The 19,944-nt window shown below is 39.7% G+C and carries 15 protein-coding genes and 1 other annotated feature; of the genes, 14 read left to right on the top strand and 1 reads right to left on the bottom strand.

Features of this window, described 5'->3' with window-relative positions; translation table 11 throughout:
* The first annotated feature begins 457 nt into the window (after positions 1 to 457).
* Genes yaaA through gyrA form a run of 4 tightly spaced genes read left to right on the top strand, consistent with a single transcriptional unit; the run spans position 458 to position 6,432 of the window.
* Positions 458 to 682 carry a S4 domain-containing protein YaaA gene (gene yaaA / locus ACSBRB_RS08080; protein WP_059107041.1) on the top strand — a complete coding sequence of 75 codons (225 nt, stop codon included), beginning with the start codon at positions 458 to 460 and terminating at the stop codon, positions 680 to 682.
* The gene (gene recF, locus ACSBRB_RS08075; protein WP_435032365.1) at positions 679 to 1,797 is read left to right on the top strand and encodes a DNA replication/repair protein RecF; all 1,119 of its coding nucleotides are present in this window, start codon (positions 679 to 681) and stop codon (positions 1,795 to 1,797) included. The genes yaaA and recF overlap by 4 nt, the downstream gene beginning before the upstream one ends.
* A 12-nt stretch (positions 1,798 to 1,809) precedes the next feature.
* Positions 1,810 to 3,768 carry a DNA topoisomerase (ATP-hydrolyzing) subunit B gene (gyrB, locus tag ACSBRB_RS08070; RefSeq protein ID WP_435032455.1) on the top strand — a complete coding sequence of 653 codons (1,959 nt, stop codon included), beginning with the start codon at positions 1,810 to 1,812 and terminating at the stop codon, positions 3,766 to 3,768.
* Positions 3,769 to 3,807: 39 nt separating this feature from the next.
* Positions 3,808 to 6,432 (top strand): DNA gyrase subunit A, encoded by a 2,625-nt coding sequence (gene gyrA / locus ACSBRB_RS08065; protein WP_435032364.1) that lies wholly within the window; start codon positions 3,808 to 3,810, stop codon positions 6,430 to 6,432.
* Between the two features lie 90 nt (positions 6,433 to 6,522).
* Here the strand turns inward: gyrA and ACSBRB_RS08060 are convergent, their stop codons facing one another.
* Positions 6,523 to 7,341 (bottom strand): NAD(P)H-hydrate dehydratase, encoded by an 819-nt coding sequence (locus ACSBRB_RS08060; RefSeq protein WP_059107037.1) that lies wholly within the window; start codon positions 7,339 to 7,341, stop codon positions 6,523 to 6,525.
* 294 nt (positions 7,342 to 7,635) lie between these two features.
* Between ACSBRB_RS08060 and hutH the strand changes: the two genes are divergently transcribed.
* The 10 genes from hutH (at position 7,636) to ACSBRB_RS08010 (ending at position 19,898) form a co-directional block, all read left to right on the top strand.
* Complete coding sequence (gene hutH / locus ACSBRB_RS08055) at positions 7,636 to 9,147, top strand: histidine ammonia-lyase (protein WP_150888363.1); 1,512 nt, start codon at positions 7,636 to 7,638, stop codon at positions 9,145 to 9,147.
* Between the two features lie 82 nt (positions 9,148 to 9,229).
* Positions 9,230 to 9,435, top strand: a binding site (T-box leader).
* Between the two features lie 68 nt (positions 9,436 to 9,503).
* The gene (serS, locus tag ACSBRB_RS08050; RefSeq protein ID WP_059107101.1) at positions 9,504 to 10,790 is read left to right on the top strand and encodes a serine--tRNA ligase; all 1,287 of its coding nucleotides are present in this window, start codon (positions 9,504 to 9,506) and stop codon (positions 10,788 to 10,790) included.
* A 392-nt stretch (positions 10,791 to 11,182) separates the two neighbouring features.
* Positions 11,183 to 11,875: an AzlC family ABC transporter permease gene (locus tag ACSBRB_RS08045; protein WP_435032363.1), complete on the top strand. Its 693-nt coding sequence runs from the start codon at positions 11,183 to 11,185 to the stop codon at positions 11,873 to 11,875.
* Positions 11,872 to 12,201: an AzlD domain-containing protein gene (locus tag ACSBRB_RS08040; RefSeq protein ID WP_059107034.1), complete on the top strand. Its 330-nt coding sequence runs from the start codon at positions 11,872 to 11,874 to the stop codon at positions 12,199 to 12,201. The genes ACSBRB_RS08045 and ACSBRB_RS08040 overlap by 4 nt, the downstream gene beginning before the upstream one ends.
* Positions 12,202 to 12,461: 260 nt before the next feature.
* Positions 12,462 to 13,427: a homoserine O-acetyltransferase MetX gene (gene metX / locus ACSBRB_RS08035; protein ID WP_203071448.1), complete on the top strand. Its 966-nt coding sequence runs from the start codon at positions 12,462 to 12,464 to the stop codon at positions 13,425 to 13,427.
* A 119-nt stretch (positions 13,428 to 13,546) separates the two neighbouring features.
* Positions 13,547 to 14,473 carry a DUF2232 domain-containing protein gene (locus tag ACSBRB_RS08030; protein ID WP_180991918.1) on the top strand — a complete coding sequence of 309 codons (927 nt, stop codon included), beginning with the start codon at positions 13,547 to 13,549 and terminating at the stop codon, positions 14,471 to 14,473.
* Positions 14,474 to 14,487: 14 nt separating this feature from the next.
* The gene (locus ACSBRB_RS08025; RefSeq protein WP_107392773.1) at positions 14,488 to 16,452 is read left to right on the top strand and encodes a DHH family phosphoesterase; all 1,965 of its coding nucleotides are present in this window, start codon (positions 14,488 to 14,490) and stop codon (positions 16,450 to 16,452) included.
* Positions 16,452 to 16,898, top strand: coding sequence for a 50S ribosomal protein L9 (gene rplI, locus ACSBRB_RS08020; RefSeq protein WP_059107030.1), 447 nt, complete (start codon positions 16,452 to 16,454; stop codon positions 16,896 to 16,898). The genes ACSBRB_RS08025 and rplI overlap by 1 nt, the downstream gene beginning before the upstream one ends.
* Before the next feature lie 30 nt (positions 16,899 to 16,928).
* Entirely contained in the window at positions 16,929 to 18,332 is a 1,404-nt protein-coding gene (gene dnaB / locus ACSBRB_RS08015; RefSeq protein ID WP_059107029.1) for a replicative DNA helicase, read from the top strand.
* 282 nt (positions 18,333 to 18,614) lie between these two features.
* On the top strand, positions 18,615 to 19,898 hold the full coding sequence (locus tag ACSBRB_RS08010) for an adenylosuccinate synthase (protein WP_059107028.1): 1,284 nt from the start codon (positions 18,615 to 18,617) through the stop codon (positions 19,896 to 19,898).
* The last annotated feature ends 46 nt before the right edge of the window (positions 19,899 to 19,944 follow it).

The following is a 19,944-nucleotide window of genomic DNA, read 5'->3' as shown; positions in this document are numbered from 1 at the left end:
GTATAGCAATCTTAAACTATCGTGTGAATTTTTTAGAGTCATTTTCGAAGTTGGAACGTGTATAAGATTGAGAGAAAGATTAAACCATTACTTTGGGCTGGGTCATCCAAAGTAGTCATGAGTGTCGAATTTGTAGTTAATTCGCAATATATCGTCTTAAATAAGCACGTAGTAGCATAAAAAGTAAAGATAAGTAAAAAGTATAGGAAATATAAAAACAAGCAAATATGGGGTATTTATGAGGCACTGAACGGTATTTACAACTTACACTCCGTGTTAAATTAAAATACGACAACGCGAAGTAAAAAGTGCATTGTTGCAAGCGTAATCGATAAGAATAACAATTTTTTAAGTCATTACACAAATAAAAACGCTTAACTTACGCCCTTTACACATGAAATTTTTGGCAAAAAACGGTATAATAGTATAGTGATCCTAAGGAAATGGAGTGATTGATGTGGTCGAAGAAATAAGTGTTGAAGGGGAAATCACTTTAGGACAATTCTTGAAAAATGAAGGCATCATTGAATCAGGTGGCCAAGCTAAATGGTTTTTACAAGACTTTGAAGTCTTACTCAACGGAGAAAGAGAAGTAAGACGTGGTAAAAAGTTACATCACCATGATCAAATTGACGTTGAAGAAGTTGGCTCATTCCTAATACTTCATCAAGGTGAAGAATGAAGCTAACGTCCCTCCAATTAGAAGATTATCGTAATTATGAGTCAATTCATTTAGATTGTCATCCAGAAGTCAATATTCTGATTGGTGAAAATGCCCAAGGTAAAACGAATTTGCTTGAATCTATCTATACACTCGCGCTCGCCAAGAGTCATAGAACCTCAAACGATAAGGAGCTTATACGATTTGGGAGTGAATATGCTAAAATAGAAGGTGAGTTGAGTTATAGATTTGGCAAGATGCCGCTTACCATGTTTATAACCAAAAAAGGCAAGCAAGTTAAAGTCAATCACTTAGAACAGAATCGTTTAACACAATACGTCGGCCATCTCAACGTTGTGTTATTCGCACCGGAAGACTTAAATATTGTGAAAGGTTCCCCGCAGGTTAGACGGCGTTTTATCGATATGGAACTCGGTCAAATATCGGCTGTCTACCTTAACGACTTAGCACAATATCAACGCATTCTAAAGCAGAAAAACAATTATTTAAAACAACTGCAGTATGGTCAAAAAACAGATAAAACAATGCTAGAAATTTTAAATCAGCAGTTTGCTGAATACGCATTAAAAATCACTCAGCGTCGTGCGCACTTTATCGAAGAGTTAGAATCCCTAGCTAAACCTATTCATGCGGGAATCACGGATGAGAGTGAGGCCCTCGGGTTGTGCTACAGACCGAGTCTTAAATTTGAAACACCGCCTTCTGATGATGAAGCAGATCAATTGGAAGCGGTGCTTGATTTTCTCACTGAACAGCAAGACCGTGAGATTGAGCGAGGCGTTTGTTTGCATGGTCCGCATCGAGATGATTTGGGATTCAACGTCAATGAGATGGATGCCCAGACGTATGGCTCTCAGGGACAACAGCGAACAACCGCATTATCCATCAAGTTAGCAGAAATTGAATTGATGAATATTGAAGTGGGAGAGTATCCTATCTTATTACTTGATGATGTATTAAGTGAGTTAGATGACTCACGGCAGTCTCATTTATTAAGCACAATTCAACATAAAGTCCAAACATTTGTAACAACGACTTCTGTAGATGGTATAGACCACGACATAATGAAAAGCGCAAAACTTTATCGCATTGAGCAAGGCGAAATTAAAAGGTAACGGAAAGTGAAGGTGGAAGCATTGTCAGATGTGAACAACACGGAAAATTATGGTGCCGGACAAATTCAAGTATTAGAAGGTCTTGAAGCAGTTCGAAAAAGACCAGGTATGTATATTGGATCAACTTCAGAAAAAGGTTTGCACCACTTAGTGTGGGAAATCGTGGATAACAGTATCGACGAAGCACTAGCTGGTTATGCAGACAAGATTGAAGTTATCATCGAAAAAGACAATTGGATAAAAGTCACAGATAACGGGCGAGGCATCCCAGTAGACATACAAGAAAAAATGGGCCGTCCCGCAGTAGAAGTTATTTTAACTGTGCTTCACGCTGGCGGTAAATTCGGCGGTGGCGGTTATAAAGTTTCAGGCGGGCTCCACGGGGTAGGTTCCTCAGTGGTTAACGCGCTTTCTGAAACATTAGAGGTCTATGTTCATCGTGATAATAAAATCTACCACCAAGCTTATAAACGTGGTGTCCCACAATTCGATTTAAAAGTTGTTGGAGAAACAAGCGATGATAACACAGGTACAGAGATTCGTTTTAAAGCTGACCCTGAAATTTTCACAGAAACAACGACGTATGACTACGCCACACTTCAACAACGTATCAGAGAGCTTGCCTTCTTAAATAAAGGCATTTCAATTACGTTAAGAGACGAACGTGAAGATGAAGCAAACGAGGATGAAGAAGCGGAACCTCGTGAAGATACTTACCACTATGAAGGCGGTATTAAATCTTACGTCGAAATGCTTAATGAAAATAAACAACCGTTATATCCAGAGCCGATTTATTTACACGAATCTAAAGATGACATCGAAGTAGAAATCGCAATTCAATATAACAGTGGCTTTGCGACGAACTTATTAACTTATGCGAATAACATTCACACGTATGAAGGCGGTACGCACGAAGAAGGCTTCAAACGTGCTTTATCTCGTGTATTAAATAATTACGGTACACGTACGAACATCATCAAAGACGACAAAGATCGTTTATCTGGTGAAGATACACGTGAAGGATTAACAGCAATCGTGTCAATCAAACACGGTGATCCACAATTCGAAGGACAAACGAAAACGAAATTAGGTAACTCAGAAGTGCGACAAGTTGTTGATAAATTATTCTCTGAACTCTTTGAACGTTTCTTGTATGAGAACCCACAACAAGCTCGTTTGATCGTTGAAAAAGGAATTATGGCATCTCGTGCACGTGTCGCAGCTAAAAAAGCACGTGAAGTGACACGTCGTAAATCAGGTCTTGATGTGACAAATCTACCTGGTAAGCTTGCTGATTGTTCTAGTAAAGACCCAAGCCAAAGTGAAATCTTCTTAGTTGAGGGTGACTCAGCAGGTGGTTCAACGAAATCAGGACGTGATTCCGAAACACAAGCGATTTTGCCACTACGAGGTAAAATTTTAAACGTCGAAAAAGCACGTTTAGATCGCATTTTAAACAATAATGAAATTCGTTCCATGATCACTGCTTTCGGTACAGGTATCGGTGGCGAATTTAATCTTGAAAAAGCACGTTATCATAAAATCATTATCATGACAGATGCCGATGTTGACGGTGCACATATTAGAACCTTGTTATTAACATTCTTCTATCGCTTTATGAGTCCGTTAATTGAAGCGGGATACGTTTACATTGCACAACCGCCACTCTATAAAGTGACACAAGGTAAACAAAAATATTACGTCTTTAATGATCGTGAACTCGATAAACTTAAAGAAGAATTAGGCGACACAACGAAATTAGCTATTTCTCGTTACAAAGGTTTGGGTGAAATGAACGCGGACCAATTATGGGAAACAACCATGAATCCAGAAAATCGTTCCATGATGCAAGTAACGTTAGAAGATGCGATTGATGCCGACCAAACATTTGAAATGTTGATGGGTGACGTTGTAGAGGATCGTAGACAGTTTATTGAAGATAACGCAGTTTATGCAACGTTGGATTTCTAACGCACGTTATGAACTGAATTTAGAAGGAGGACTAGCTTGATGGCTGAATTACCTGAAGCAAGAATTAATGAACGAAATATAACGAGTGAGATGCGTGAGTCGTTCCTAGATTATGCGATGAGTGTCATCGTATCACGTGCTTTACCCGATGTAAGAGATGGACTTAAACCGGTTCACCGTCGTATCTTATACGGCTTAAATGAACAAGGTATGACACCAGACAAACCTTATAAAAAATCAGCACGTATCGTCGGTGATGTCATGGGTAAATATCACCCACACGGGGACTCATCTATCTATGAAGCAATGGTAAGAATGGCTCAGGATTTCAGCTATCGTTATCCTTTAGTTGATGGACAAGGTAACTTCGGATCTATGGATGGTGACGGTGCTGCGGCCATGCGTTATACCGAAGCCCGCATGACGAAAATTACGCTTGAATTGTTAAGAGATTTAAACAAAGATACCATCGATTTCATCGAGAACTATGATGGAACTGAAAGAGAGCCGTCAGTCTTACCGGCACGCTTCCCGAACCTGTTAGTCAACGGTGCATCTGGGATTGCGGTTGGGATGGCGACAAACATCCCGCCTCACAATTTAACTGAAGTGATTAACGGTGTACTCAGTCTAAGTCACAACGAAGACATCACGAATGCTGAACTCATGGAAGATATTCAAGGACCTGACTTCCCAACAGCTGGCTTGATCATGGGTAAAAGTGGTATCCGTCGTGCTTACGAAACAGGACGAGGTTCTGTTCAAATGCGTGCTCGTGCTGAAATCGAAGAACGTGGCGGCGGCCGTCAACGCATCGTCGTAACCGAAGTGCCGTACCAAGTGAATAAAGCACGTTTAATTGAAAAAATTGCTGAACTGGTACGCGATAAGAAAATTGATGGCATTACAGACTTACGCGATGAAACAAGTTTACGTACGGGTGTGCGTGTAGTCATCGATATTCGTAAAGATGCGAACTCTAGCGTTATCTTAAATAATCTTTATAAATTAACGCCACTTCAAACATCATTTGGTGTGAATATGATCGCGTTAGTGGATGGTCGACCTAAATTACTCTCACTGAAAGAAACATTAGTACATTATTTAGATCACCAAAAAGTCGTTGTTCGTCGTCGTACTGAATATAATTTGAAAAAAGCGCAAGACCGTGCCCACATTTTAGAAGGGTTGAAAGTTGCGCTTGATCACATTGATGAAATTATTACGATCATCCGTGAATCAGATAACGATAAACTCGCGATGTCACGCTTACAAGAACGCTTTGATTTAAGTGAACGCCAAGCACAAGCGATTCTCGATATGCGTTTAAGACGTTTAACAGGTTTAGAACGCGATAAAATCGAATCTGAATATGATGAACTTATTTCTTACATTGAAGAATTGAAAGAAATTTTAGCGGACGAAGAAAAACTTGTTGAATTGGTTCGTGAAGAACTCATCGATGTCCGTGATCGTTATGGTGATGAACGTAAAACAGAAATTCAACTCGGTGGTGTAGACAACATCGAGGATGAAGACTTAATCCCTGAAGAACAAATCGTCATCACATTAAGTCATAATAACTACATCAAACGTTTACCTGTCTCTACCTACCGTGCACAAAATCGCGGCGGTCGTGGTGTCCAAGGTATGAACACGTTAGAAGAAGACTTCGTGAGTCAGCTCGTAACATTGAGCACACATGACAACATCTTGTTCTTCACTAACAAAGGTCGCGTCTACAAACTGAAAGGTTATGAGGTGCCGGAACTCTCCCGTCAGTCTAAAGGTATCCCAATCGTGAACGCGATTGAGCTCGATAATGATGAAAGCATCAGTACGATGATTGCCGTGAAAGACTTAACGAGCGAATCACATTATCTCATCTTTGCGACAAAATACGGTACTGTAAAACGTTCCGCATTAAGCAACTTCTCTCACATCAACCGAAATGGTAAGATTGCGATCAACTTTAAAGAAGGCGATGCACTTATTGCCGTTCGTTTAACAGAGGGTAATCAAGATGTCTTAATCGGTACTGCAAACGCATCACTTATCCGCTTCAAAGAAACAAGCTTACGTCCATTAAGTCGTATTGCTGCGGGTGTGAAAGGTATTACACTACGTGAAGATGACCAAGTCATTGGTTTAGACGTAGCGGATGAAGATAGCGAACAAGAAATGCTTGTGGTGACTGAAAATGGTTTCGGTAAACGTACAGCACTCAGTGAGTATCGTGTAACGAACCGTGGCGGTAAAGGATTGATGACAGCGAGAGTGACAGAACGTAATGGTAAAATCGTATGTATCACTACCGTTACAGGTGAAGAAGACTTAATGATTGTGACAAACCAAGGTGTCATTATCCGAATCGACGTTCAAGATATTTCAGTTAATGGCCGTGCTGCACAAGGTGTGAAATTAATTCGCCTCGGCGATAATCAATTCGTTTCTACTGTCGCAAAAGTCGTTGAAGAAGAAACTGAAGATCAAACAGAGGATACTGAAGCGATCGAAGCTGAAGGTGTGGAAGCGACCCAATCCACTGAAGATGAAACCACAGATGAGGATACAGACGATGAACGTCAAACAGAGTTAAGACAAGACTTCATGGATCGTGTGAATGAAGATATTCAAGAACAAGATGATGATTCAGACGAATAAAACAGCAGCCTGAATTCAATCACTCAAAAAGATAAATAAACACATAAAAAAGCTGATGGCTCTTCAAAGTGAGAGGCATCAGCTTCTTTTTTATGAGTCTGATTCGATGGATTTCATCGCATATGGGATTTCATCGATTAATTTAGAAGGTGGTACAACGTACATTTTTTCTGAAAGTTGTTCACCAATGTAGCTATGCAAGTAAGTCGCTGTCGCAACCGCTTCATTTGTATCATCAAATTGACCTACAAAGCTTGTCACCATACCTGCAAGTGTATCTCCCATACCACCAGTCGCCATCGCTGGTGTACCAATCGGTAGTTTGTATTCTTTATCTTTAAAATAAATTTCAGTCCCATGTTGTTTGAGCACGACAGTGACACCGAGTTCATCCACAGCTTTACGATTACGCTCGTAAGTTTGTTCAGAAATTGGAATGCCGCTGATACGTTCCCATTCTTTTTGGTGAGGCGTAATGATGACGCGACAATTTGGCATTTGTAATTTCAATTTACTAAAGATGGTGATGGCATCTCCATCAATAATTAATGTTTGGTGTTCTTGAATGTTTTGTAATAAGAAAGTGATCGCATTATTACCTTTGAAGTCACAACCTAAGCCCGGACCGATTAAGAGACAATCCGAACTTTCAATCATTTTGGTAAGCATTTTCGTATCATTAATATCGATGACCATCGCTTCAGGGCATCGTGAATGTAGTGCAGAGTGGTTATTTTGATGCGTTGCTACTGTGATCAAACCACTACCGCTAAAGACACAAGCACGAGCCGCCAGCATGATGGCACCTCCCATACTCGCGTTTCCTCCAATAAGTAATATTCTGCCGTAATCCCCTTTATGAGTTTCATCCTTACGTGGTGGGATACTGACAGAGGATAGTGTTTCCATGACTAAGACCTCACTTTCTGTTTCATTTTTAATGGGATTGATTTTATGATGATTGTTTTTAAATCTTTTTGCTACAAATATAATAGCATGATATACCCGCCCTTTATTTTCGTCAATAACTATTTATAAAACTTAATATACGCTTCATCCGTTTCACAAAATCTACGTAAAACACTTTAGCTTGTTAATATGTTACTACGCTAGCGAGTTACGGATATCTGGATTGTTATTGTTTATAAAAGAAGGTAAGTGTATACTTTAAGCAACATAGGGAGTATAGGAGGAGTTGAAATCATGGTATTACAATTAGATGGAAACCAGCTTACAATTCAAGATATTAGACACTTTCTTTATAACGAAGATCAAGTTGAAATCAGTGATGAAGCACTACAAAACGTCAAACAAAGTCGTGCGATCGTGGAACGGATTATCAATCATAAAGAAACGGTCTACGGTATTACAACGGGTTTTGGTTTATTTAGTGATGTATTGATCGATCAAGATCAATATAACCAATTACAAGTGAATTTAATTCGTTCTCATGCATGTGGTGTCGGCAAACCATTTTCTGAAGAGGTAGCCCTCGTGATGATGATTTTACGCTTGAATACTTTATTAAAAGGACATTCAGGTGCAACCGTTGAACTGATTGATCAGCTCATCTACTTTATCAATCATCGAATCATTCCAGTGATTCCACAACAAGGTTCATTAGGTGCTTCAGGGGATTTAGCACCGCTTGCACACTTAGCGTTAGCCCTTATTGGTGAAGGTCATGTTTACTATAAAGGGGAAGAAGTAGACAGCCGCTACGTGTTAAAACAACTCGACCGCGAACCGCTTCAATTACAAGCGAAAGAAGGTCTCGCTTTAATTAATGGTACACAAGCGATGACTGCACAAGGTGTGATCAGTTACATAGAAGCTGAAGCGTTAGGCTATCAAGCAGAGTGGATTGCTTCACTCACACACCAAGCCTTAAACGGTATTACAGATGCTTACCGTGATCAAGTTCATCGCGTGCGTAATTTCCAAGAACAAATCGATGTTGCCGCACGTATGAGAGACTGGTTAGCAGACTCACAATTAACGACACGCCAAGGTGAAGTGCGTGTTCAAGATGCGTACACATTGCGTTGTATTCCACAAATTCATGGCGCAAGTTTCCAAGTGTTTAATTACGTGAAGGAAAAATTAGAATTTGAAATGAATGCTGCGAATGATAACCCACTGATCTTTGACGAAGGCGATGAAACGTTTGTCATCTCAGGTGGTAACTTCCATGGCCAACCTGTCGCATTTGCACTCGACTTCTTAAAATTAGGCGTCAGTGAACTTGCGAATGTGTCAGAACGTCGTTTAGAACGTCTCGTTAATCCACAGTTAAACAATGGTTTACCAGCGTTCTTGAGTCCAGAGCCAGGTCTACAAAGTGGTGCGATGATTATGCAATATGCTGCAGCAAGTCTTGTTTCTGAAAATAAAACACTTGCACATCCAGCGAGCGTAGACTCTATTCCGTCATCAGCGAACCAAGAAGACCATGTCTCTATGGGTACGATTGCTTCTCGTCATGGCTACCAAATGGTTGAAAACGCAAGACGCGTCCTAGCAATCGAATGTATCATTGCGTTACAAGCTGTGGAATATCAAGATGTTGATAAATTATCTCCTAAAACACATAAAAAATATGACGAAATGCGTCAAATCGTTTCAACAATCAAAGAAGACCGTCAGTTCCATAAAGATATTGAAGCGGTGAGCCAATACCTTCGTGACCAAGCTTACAGCGACTCAGCCGTTTAATCTGACATAAAAATAAAAACTTTTTACGAAAGTTATTTGCAAATTGTCATATAATTTGCTATATTAAAATTAATTAAATGAATAAATTATTGTTCGTAGGCTAAGTAGTATTACAGCTTTGATTTCAGAGAGCTTGTGTAGGGTGTGAACAAGTAATCAAACGTAATATGAATCTACCTACTCATGTGAACAATCGGTATTAACCGTTATTTTAAGTAATGAGTGCATCTTAATTTTTTAAATTAAGTTTGTTAAATAGGGTGGCAACGCGTAGACCACGTCCCTTGGTTGGGATGTGGTCTTTTTTTCGTTGTTTATCCTAAATGATTATTATTTTAGAAGGGAAGAATGAAGCAATGCTAGACATTAAATTATTTCGTACAGAAACAGATCGCGTAAAAGAAAAAGTTGAAAAACGTGGGATGGATAGCTCAGTAGTAGATGAAGTTTTAAAATTAGACGAACAACGCCGTGACCTCATCAAACAAACTGAAGAAATGAAATCAGATCGCAACAGAGTGAGCGATGAAATTGCAGAGAAAAAACGTAATAAAGAAGATGCAGATGACGTCATTAAAGAAATGCGTGAACTTGGAGATAAAATCAAAGACACTGATAATTCACTTAAACAAGTTGAAAATGAATTAAATGATAAATTATCACGCATTCCAAACTTAATCCATGATGATGTGCCAGAAGGTGAATCTGACGAAGAAAACGTTGAGTTAAAACGTTGGGGAGAACCACGTCAATTCGATTTTGAAGCAAAACCACACTGGGATTTAGTTGAAGAATTAGAAATGGCTAACTTTGAACGTGCTGCGAAAGTATCAGGTGCACGCTTTGTATTCTTAACAAATGAAGGGGCTCAATTAGAACGTGCATTAATGAACTACATGTTAACTAAACATACAACACAACACGGTTATAAAGAAATGATGGTACCACAACTCGTAAATAGTGCTTCAATGTACGGTACAGGCCAATTACCTAAATTTGAAGAAGACCTTTTCAAAGTTGAAAAAGAAGGACTTTACACAATTCCAACTGCTGAAGTCCCATTAACAAACTACTATAGAGATGAAGTCATCGAACCTGGCGTATTACCAGCGAAATTCACAGCGCAATCTGCATGTTTCAGAAGTGAAGCAGGTTCAGCTGGTCGTGACACAAGAGGTTTAATTCGCTTACACCAATTCGACAAAGTTGAAATGGTTCGCATTGAAAAACCAGAAGATTCTTGGGATGCTTTAGAAGAAATGACACAACACGCTGAATCAATCTTAGAAGAACTTGGCTTACCATACCGTCGTGTGATCCTCTGTACTGGTGACATCGGCTTTGGTTCAAGCAAAACATATGACTTAGAAGTTTGGTTACCAAGTTATGATGATTATAAAGAAATCAGCTCTTGCTCAAACATTACAGACTTCCAAGCACGTCGTTCTAACATGAGATTCAAACGCGATAAAAACTCTAAACCTGAACTTGTCCACACATTAAATGGTAGTGGTTTAGCAGTAGGTCGTACATTTGCAGCTATCGTTGAAAACTATCAAAACGAAGATGGTTCAGTGACAATCCCTGAAGCACTCGTACCATTCATGGGTGGTAAAACTAAAATTGAAAGAGCTACGAAATAATCACTAGCACTTCATATACACTTAAATCAGAGTTATTGGAAGCAAGTTATCCTAAGTTTCCAATAACTTTTTATATTTAAAGGGAGAGATGAGGTGATTCAAAATGACAGAAGAAGTCCCACTTATAGACTCTCAACCGACGGGGCGCCATCTCAGAAATTAAAGATAGGGGAGGGGAACCGTTATCTTTTCACATCATAAGATTATCAATTGAATCTCTCAATAGCTATATCAGAAAACTCAGAAGTGTGTTAAAATTGTTTCAATATTCGAAAATGTAGCGAAAAATAATACACCGGTTAGTCTAACGACAGACAACCCGAAGTCTTACCTTATCGGATATTTTCAGAGTATAAAGCATATGCTGCTTAATTGAGACGGAGGACGATGGGATGGAGCACAGCACATTTCGGCAAGGGGTTAAAGAATGTATTCCAACCTTATTAGGTTATGCGGGTATTGGTTTATCGTTTGGTATTGTCGCAGCAGCTGCTAATTTTAGTATTTTAGAAATTACACTGCTCAGTTTATTGGTTTATGCAGGTGCAGCACAATTTATTATCTGTACATTACTCTTCGCTGGTACGCCGTTCTCAGCGATAGTGTTAACAACCTTCATTGTGAATTCAAGAATGTTCCTATTAAGTATGACGCTCGCCCCTACATTTAAATCATATGGATTCTTAAATAGGGTGGGGCTCGGCTTTCTTGTGACCGATGAAACGTTTGGCGTTGCCATTACACCACGCATCAGAGGAGAGTTGATCACAGATCGATGGATGCATGGTATTAATATCACAGCTTATTTATTTTGGACCTTTTCTACTATAATAGGGGCAGTGTTTGGCGATTATATTCAACATCCTGAAGCACTCGGATTAGATTTTGCGATTACGGCAATGTTTGTCTTTTTAACGATTGCGCAATTTGAAACTGTGAAACGGACGAAAATTATGAAATATCTCGTGCTGATGAGTTGTGTCGTCGTCATGATGTTGCTGTTAAGTCTCATCATGCCATCCTATGTCGCAATCATTTTATCTTCTACGATAACGGCAGCATTAGGGGTGGTGATGGATCGATGACGACAGATCTTTACATGGTGAGTTTGATCTTAGTGTGTGGTTTGGTGACCTGGCTCACACGCATCATACCGTTTGTGCTCATTTCTCATATTTCGTTGCCGGAGATTATTGTAAAGTGGCTCTCGTTTATTCCTATTACTTTGTTTACAGCATTGATTATGGACGGGGTCATTCAACAGCGTGATTATGGCTTTGGTTTTACGCTAGATGTGCAGTATTTGATTGCACTTGTTCCTACCATCTTATTAGCCATTTTTACTAAAAGTATGACCATCACTGTGCTCGGAGGCTTAGGCATTGTTGCGATTTTACGCTTTTTCATCTAGATGACCTAATGCAATGAAAAAGAGCGAAATTGCAATCTTGAAGTCCCCTCGGTAACTACTGAAAACGATGGAACATGGAGAACCGTCGCAATCTTGGGACAGCCTCAGCCTTAATGAAACGGGAGAAGCGGTGACGCAATATTGGCTATCTCAACCCTCCGACATCAGCACATCATTGACACAATGAAATTGAATTAAACTGAAAATTGTTACAAAACAACTGGAATCTTAGTGGATGATTTTATAAGGAGGTTATCACGTTGACGCACTATACAGTAAGTACATTAAATTTAGGACGATTTGAAACGGAATCTGGTGAAATCATAGACCCTTTACAGCTGCGCTATGAACACGTCGGTTATCCTGGGCAACCTTTAGTCGTGATATGTCATGCGCTCACAGGTAACCATTTAACGTATGGGACAGACGAGGAACCGGGATGGTGGCGCGAGATCATTGATGGGGGTTACTTACCGATTAACGATTATCAGTTTCTCACCTTTAATGTGATAGGCAGTCCTTTTGGCTCGAGCTCTAAATTGACTGACGACCATTTTCCAGATCACTTAACAATCAGGGATATTGTACGTGCGATAGAACTCGGTATTGAAGCGTTAGGTTTTACACATATTAATATTTTGATCGGGGGTTCTCTCGGCGGTATGCAGGCACTTGAACTGTTATACAATCGAAGTTTTACTGTAGATAAAGCAGTGATTCTGGCAGCTACTGATCATACATCTTCTTATAGTCGCGCGTTTAATGAAATTGCGAGACAGGCGATTTATCTCGGAGGTAAAGAGGGTCTCAGTATCGCACGTCAATTAGGTTTCTTAACCTATCGTTCGTCTAAAAGTTACGATGAGCGATTTTCACCAGATGAAGTCGTTTCCTATCAAAAATACCAAGGCGATAAATTCAAAGAAAACTTTGATTTAGCATGTTATTTAACACTGCTCGACGTCTTAGATAGTCATCACATCGATCGAGGTCGTACAGATGTCGATCAGGTATTTCGTTCTCTAGACACCAAAGTGTTAACAATCGGATTTATCGATGACTTATTGTATCCAGATGACCAAGTTTACCGGACAGGCGCACGCTTTAAATACCACCGCCATTTCTTTGTGCCGGACAATGTCGGTCACGACGGTTTCTTGTTAAACTTCAATAATTGGGCACCTAACTTGTATCATTTTCTAAAAGTAACGAAAGCAAAACGATGATCTAGAATAGCGACAACAGCATGAGATGCATTCACATATGTCTCAAGGGCCAAACGCAATAACTATAATTGTATAAAACGTTTAAAGAGGTTAAAATAGTCCTTATAGACAAAATTAGTATAGGAGTGGCGAATTTGTTTTCAAAAATAAACGCTAAAGCGACAATCTTAGGTACACTTTCTCTCCTCGTTGTGGCTTTAGTCTTACATATCGTTCCACCAGTTGGAATTATATTAAGCTTATTTGCAACCATTCCGGGTATAGTATTATGGCATAAATCTAAAGCTTCATTTGGGTTAGCAGCCGTAATTTCTGTAGTAGTAACCGTGTTACTCGGCAACATTTTCGTGTTGAGTACCATGATCATTTTGTTACTACTTAGCTTGGTGATTGGTCAATTATTACTTGAACGTACATCTAAAGAACGTATTTTATACATCAGTACGACAATTGCAGGTATCGCCGCAGTGATTGTCATGATGGTCTTACAAGCAGCAAAAATGATGCCAAGTTCAGAATCAATCATACGGCCATTAAAAAACCGCATGCAAGAAGCTGTGACAGTGACAGGTATGGGTGACAATTACCAGAACATGCTTGAAGAAAGCTTTCGACAAATGTCAGTTCAATTACCGAGCCTTGTCATTATAGGCATTTTCTTATTCGTGTTAATCAGTTTGATTGTCACATTCCCAATCGTAAGAAAATTTAAAGTCGCAACGCCATTATTTAAACCATTGTACTTATGGCGTATGCCGCGCGTGTTATTAGTGCTTTATGTCATTGTATTATTACTTGTATTATTCGCGGTAGAACCAAGTACATTCCAAAGTATTCTATTAAACTTTGAAAACATTTTATCACTTTGTATGTTCCTTCAAGGATTGAGTTTAATCCATTATTTTGGAAAGGCAAAATCACTGCCATTCGCGGTGACAGTAGCTATACTCGTAGTAGGTATTATCATCAATCCAGTAACGCATCTCGTCGCATTATTGGGAGTCATAGACTTAGCGTTAAATTTAAAATCAAGTATTAAAAAATGATTTGAGGTGGGACAATGAACCGTCAATCCACTAAGAAAGCTTTAATGTTGCCATTTATATTAATGGTACTGACAGGTATTGCGCTCGTTGCAGTATGGTTTGTATTCAATCCAGTTGTCGCGACGATTGCCGCAATCGCACTGATCGTGATGATTATTATAACGATCATCATGGGAAGACAAGCTTTGCTCAAAATGGATAATTATGTTGACGATTTAAGTGGACACATATCGGCAGGAAGTCAATCTGCGATCAAACATTTACCGATAGGGATGATCGTATTAGATGAAAATGACAATATCGAGTGGGTGAATCAGTTCATGTCTGAACGTTTAACTCGCAATGTGATTTCCGATCCGGTCAATGAAGTGTATCCCAATATTTTAAAACAATTAGAAAAAACTCAAGAAATCGAAACTGAGGACAACGAATACCATTATCGTGTTCGTTATGATGAAGCGGATCACATTTTATATTTCTTCGATATCACTGAAGAAGTCGAAACAAGAGATTTATATGAAGATTCTAAACCGATTATTGCGACGTTGTTCCTAGATAACTACGATGAAATCACACAAAATATGAACGATACACAACGTTCTGAAATCAACTCTATGGTGACGCGTATTATTAGTCGCTGGGCGCAAGAATATAATATTTTCTTCAAACGCTACAGTTCAGACCAATTCGTCGCTTATTTAAATCAACGCATTTTAAATGAAGTAGAAGAAAATAATTTCGACATTTTACAACAATTACGTGAAAAAAGTGTGGGCTATCGTGCACAACTCACGCTTAGTATCGGTGTCGGTGAAGGCTCAGAAAATCTCATCGATCTCGGGGACTTATCACAATCTGGTCTTGATCTCGCCTTAGGACGTGGCGGTGACCAAGTCGCGATCAAACACATCAATGGTAATGTGCGCTTCTATGGTGGTAAAACAGACCCTATGGAAAAACGTACGCGTGTAAGAGCACGTGTTATTTCTCACGCATTGAAAGACATCTTAATGGAAGGTGACAAAGTCATCGTGATGGGACATACACGACCTGACTTAGATGCGATTGGGGCAGCGATCGGTGTTTCTCGCTTTGCGATGATGAATCACTTAGACGCTTATATCGTATTAAATGATTCGGATATTGATCCGACATTACGTCGTGTCATGGATGCCGTTGATGAAAAACCAGAACTAAAAGAACGATTTGTAACGTCCGATGAAGCATGGGATATGATGACGTCTAAAACAACGGTCGTCATTGTCGATACGCATAAGCCTGAAATGGTGTTGGATGAAAACATCTTGAATAAAGCAAACCGTAAAGTGGTTATCGACCACCACCGTCGTGGCGAAAGCTTTATCTCAAGTCCATTGCTCGTATACATGGAACCTTATGCAAGTTCTACAGCCGAGTTAGTGACAGAACTGTTAGAATATCAAGCGACAGAGCAACGACTCACTCGCTTAGAATCTACAGTGATGTTCGCAGGTATCATCGTCGATACGCGTAACTTCACCTTGCGGACAGGCTCACGGACGTTTGATGCCGCAAGTTACTTACGTGCACATGGTGCCGATACCATCTTGACCCAACACTTCTTAAAAGATGATATCGATACGTACATCAACCGTACAGAATTAATCCGTACTGTTAAATTACAAGATCACGGTGTGGCGATTGCGCACGGTCCAGATGATAAGATCTTCCATCCTGTGACTGTCGCACAAGCAGCCGATGAATTATTAAGTTTAGATGGTGTTGAAGCTTCATATGTCATCGCACGTCGAGAGGATAATCTCGTAGGTATGTCAGCACGTTCACTTGGTTCAGTGAACGTCCAACTAACAATGGAAGCATTAGGCGGCGGTGGCCATCTCACCAATGCAGCTACCCAGTTGAAAGATGTAACTGTAGATGAAGCGATTGAACAATTACAACAAGCAATTACAGAACAAATGAGTAGGAGTGAAGAATGATGAAAGTAATTTTCACACAAGATGTTAAAAATAAAGGTAAAAAAGGCGAAATCAAAGATGTACCTGTAGGTTACGCAAACAACTATTTATTCAAAAATAATTTAGCTATCGAAGCGAACCAAGGTAACTTGAAACAACTTGAACAACAAAACAAACGTGCAGAACAAGAACGTGAAAAAGAAATTGAAGATGCGAAAGCTCTTAAAGAACGCTTAGCTGAAATCGAAGTTGAAGTCACTGCAAAATCAGGTGAAGGCGGTAAATTATTCGGTTCAGTGAGCACTAAACAAATCGCTCAAGCGTTACAAAAACAACACGATATTAAAATCGATAAACGTAAAATGGACTTACCTAATGGTATCCATGCATTAGGTTATACAAACGTACCAGTGAAACTCGATAAAGAAGTGGAAGGTACAATCCGTGTTCACACTGTAGAACAATAATACGAAATGGAGATATGAGGTGTAATCAAAATGGATGAAATGAACCAGCAAAACCAAATGCCACATAGTAATGAGGCAGAGCAGTCTGTTTTAGGCGCCATTATCATAGATCCAAAACTCATCAATTCAACTCAGGAAGTGCTGCTTCCTGAGTCATTTTATCGTGGAGCCCATCAACATATCTTTAGAGCAATGATGGAACTGAACCAGGATGAACGTGAGATTGATGCGGTGACATTGATGGATAAACTCATCCAAGAAGGACGTTTAAATGAAGCGGGTGGCGCTGAATACTTAGGTGAACTTTCTACCGTTGTACCAACGACGCGAAACATAGATTATTACATCGATATCGTATATAAACATGCAGCCAAACGAAGACTGATTCAAGTTGCTGACAGTATCGCGAAAGATGGCTACAATGACGAACTTGATTTAGACTCTGTATTGAGTGACGCAGAAAGACGTATCTTAGACTTATCGAATACGAGACAGAGCGAAGGATTTAAAGAAATTCGTGACATTCTCGGTGATGTTTATGAAAATGCGGAATTACTCGATCAAAATAGCGGACAGACACCAGGTATACCGACAGGCTACCGTGATTTGGATCAAATGACAGCTGGTTTTAATCGCAATGATTTAATTATTTTGGCAGCACGTCCATCAGTAGGTAAGACTGCCTTCGCACTGAATATCGCACAAAAGGTAGCGACGAACGAAGCACAGTACACGGTCGGTATTTTCTCACTTGAAATGGGTGCAGACCAATTGGCAACGCGGATGATTTGTAGTTCCGGTAATGTGGACTCTAACCGCTTGCGTACTGGTGAAATGACAGAAGAAGACTGGAACCGATTCACCATCGCAGTAGGTAAGCTGTCCCGGACGAAAATTTTCATCGATGACACTCCGGGTATCCGTGTAACAGACATCAGATCGAAATGCCGTCGCTTAAAGCAAGAACACGGCTTAGATATGATTGTCATTGACTATCTACAACTCATCCAAGGTAGTGGCTCACGTTATAGTGATAACCGACAACAAGAAGTATCTGAAATCTCTCGAACATTAAAAGCGATTGCGCGTGAATTAGAATGCCCGGTCATTGCCCTCAGTCAGCTCTCACGTGGCGTAGAACAACGACAAGATAAACGCCCGATGATGAGTGACATTCGTGAGTCTGGTTCGATCGAGCAAGACGCCGATATCGTCGCATTCTTATACCGTGAAGATTATTATAACCGCGGTGATGATGAAGATGACGATGATGGTGGCGGCTTTGAACCACAGACGAATGACGATAACGGGGAGATAGAAATCATTATCGCTAAACAACGTAACGGCCCTACTGGTACCGTGAAATTACACTTCATGAAACAATATAATAAATTTACTGATATTGATTATGCGCATGCCGATATGGGATCTTAATCAATAGGTTAAAACCCGTACATTTTTATTTAAAATATATTTAATGTGTGGGTTTCGTTTTGATTCTAAGTACAATTTTTTGAAGAAGTATGTGTATTGAAAATAAACTTTAAACGGCTAAACCCTTTATATAAAGGCGTTTATTATGAATTTGATGGTTTTGAGATTTCACAAATCATTAAGAAATCACACGATAAATAATGTTCGATTTTTATTTGCATTATCAAGGTGATATTGATAGAATACTTAATGGTAAATTGACAAAAACTTGGAGGTGCTCACATGTCATCAATCGTAGTAGTTGGGACACAATGGGGAGACGAAGGAAAAGGAAAAATCACGGACTTCTTAGCAGAGCAGGCAGATGTTATTACACGCTTTTCAGGAGGTAATAACGCAGGACATACCATTAAATTTGACGGAGAAACATATAAATTACACTTAGTACCATCAGGTATTTTTTATAAAGATAAATTAGCAGTGATTGGTAACGGCGTGGTCGTTGATCCAGTCGCATTATTAAAAGAATTAGATGGTTTAAACGAACGTGGCATCTCTACTGATAATCTACGTATTTCAAACCGCGCACAAGTGATTCTACCTTATCACTTAAAACAAGATGAATATGAAGAAGAACGTCGCGGAGATAATAAAATTGGTACGACGAAAAAAGGAATTGGTCCAGCTTATGTAGATAAAGCACAACGTATGGGTATTCGCATGGCAGATTTACTAGATAAAGATGCATTTAGCGAACAATTGAAAGCGAACCTCGCATATAAAGAAGACTATTTCCAAGGTATGTTTGGTAAATCTTGTCCAACATTCGATGACATTTTTGAGGAATATTATGCGGCAGGTCAACGTCTCGCACCGTTTGTTACAGATACTGCAAAAGTGTTAGATGATGCACACCAAGCAGATGAAAAAGTACTCTTCGAAGGTGCACAAGGTGTGATGTTAGATATCGACCATGGTACGTACCCATTTGTTACATCTAGTAACCCTGTTGCTGGTAACGTGACAGTGGGGGCAGGTGTAGGTCCAACGTTTGTCTCTAAAGTGATTGGTGTATGTAAAGCCTATACATCACGTGTCGGTGATGGTCCATTCCCAACTGAATTATTTGATGATGATGGTCACCACATCCGTGAAGTCGGACATGAATACGGTACAACAACAGGACGCCCAAGACGTGTCGGTTGGTTCGACTCTGTGGTATTACGTCACTCTCGCCGTGTGAGCGGTATTACAGACCTTTCTATTAACTCTATTGATGTGTTAACTGGTTTAGATACAGTTAAAATTTGTACCGCATACGAATTAGATGGGGAAGAAATTACAGAGTACCCAGCAAACTTAAACGATCTAAAACGCTGCAAACCAATCTTTGAAGAACTTCCAGGTTGGAACGAAGATATTACAGGTTGCCGCAGCTTAGAAGAATTACCTGACAATGCACGTCACTACTTAGAACGCATTGCAGAACTTTGTGACGTAAACATTTCAATCTTCTCAGTTGGTCCAGATCGTAATCAAACCAATCTTTTAACAGAACTTTGGTAATTGAAATAAATAGAGAAAACCCGCTTCATTGTTGATCGAATGGAGC

The organism is Staphylococcus auricularis (assembly GCF_051172115.1).
Classification (GTDB): Bacteria; Bacillota; Bacilli; order Staphylococcales; family Staphylococcaceae; genus Staphylococcus; species Staphylococcus auricularis_A.
This window is presented reverse-complemented; position numbering and strand designations above follow the sequence as displayed.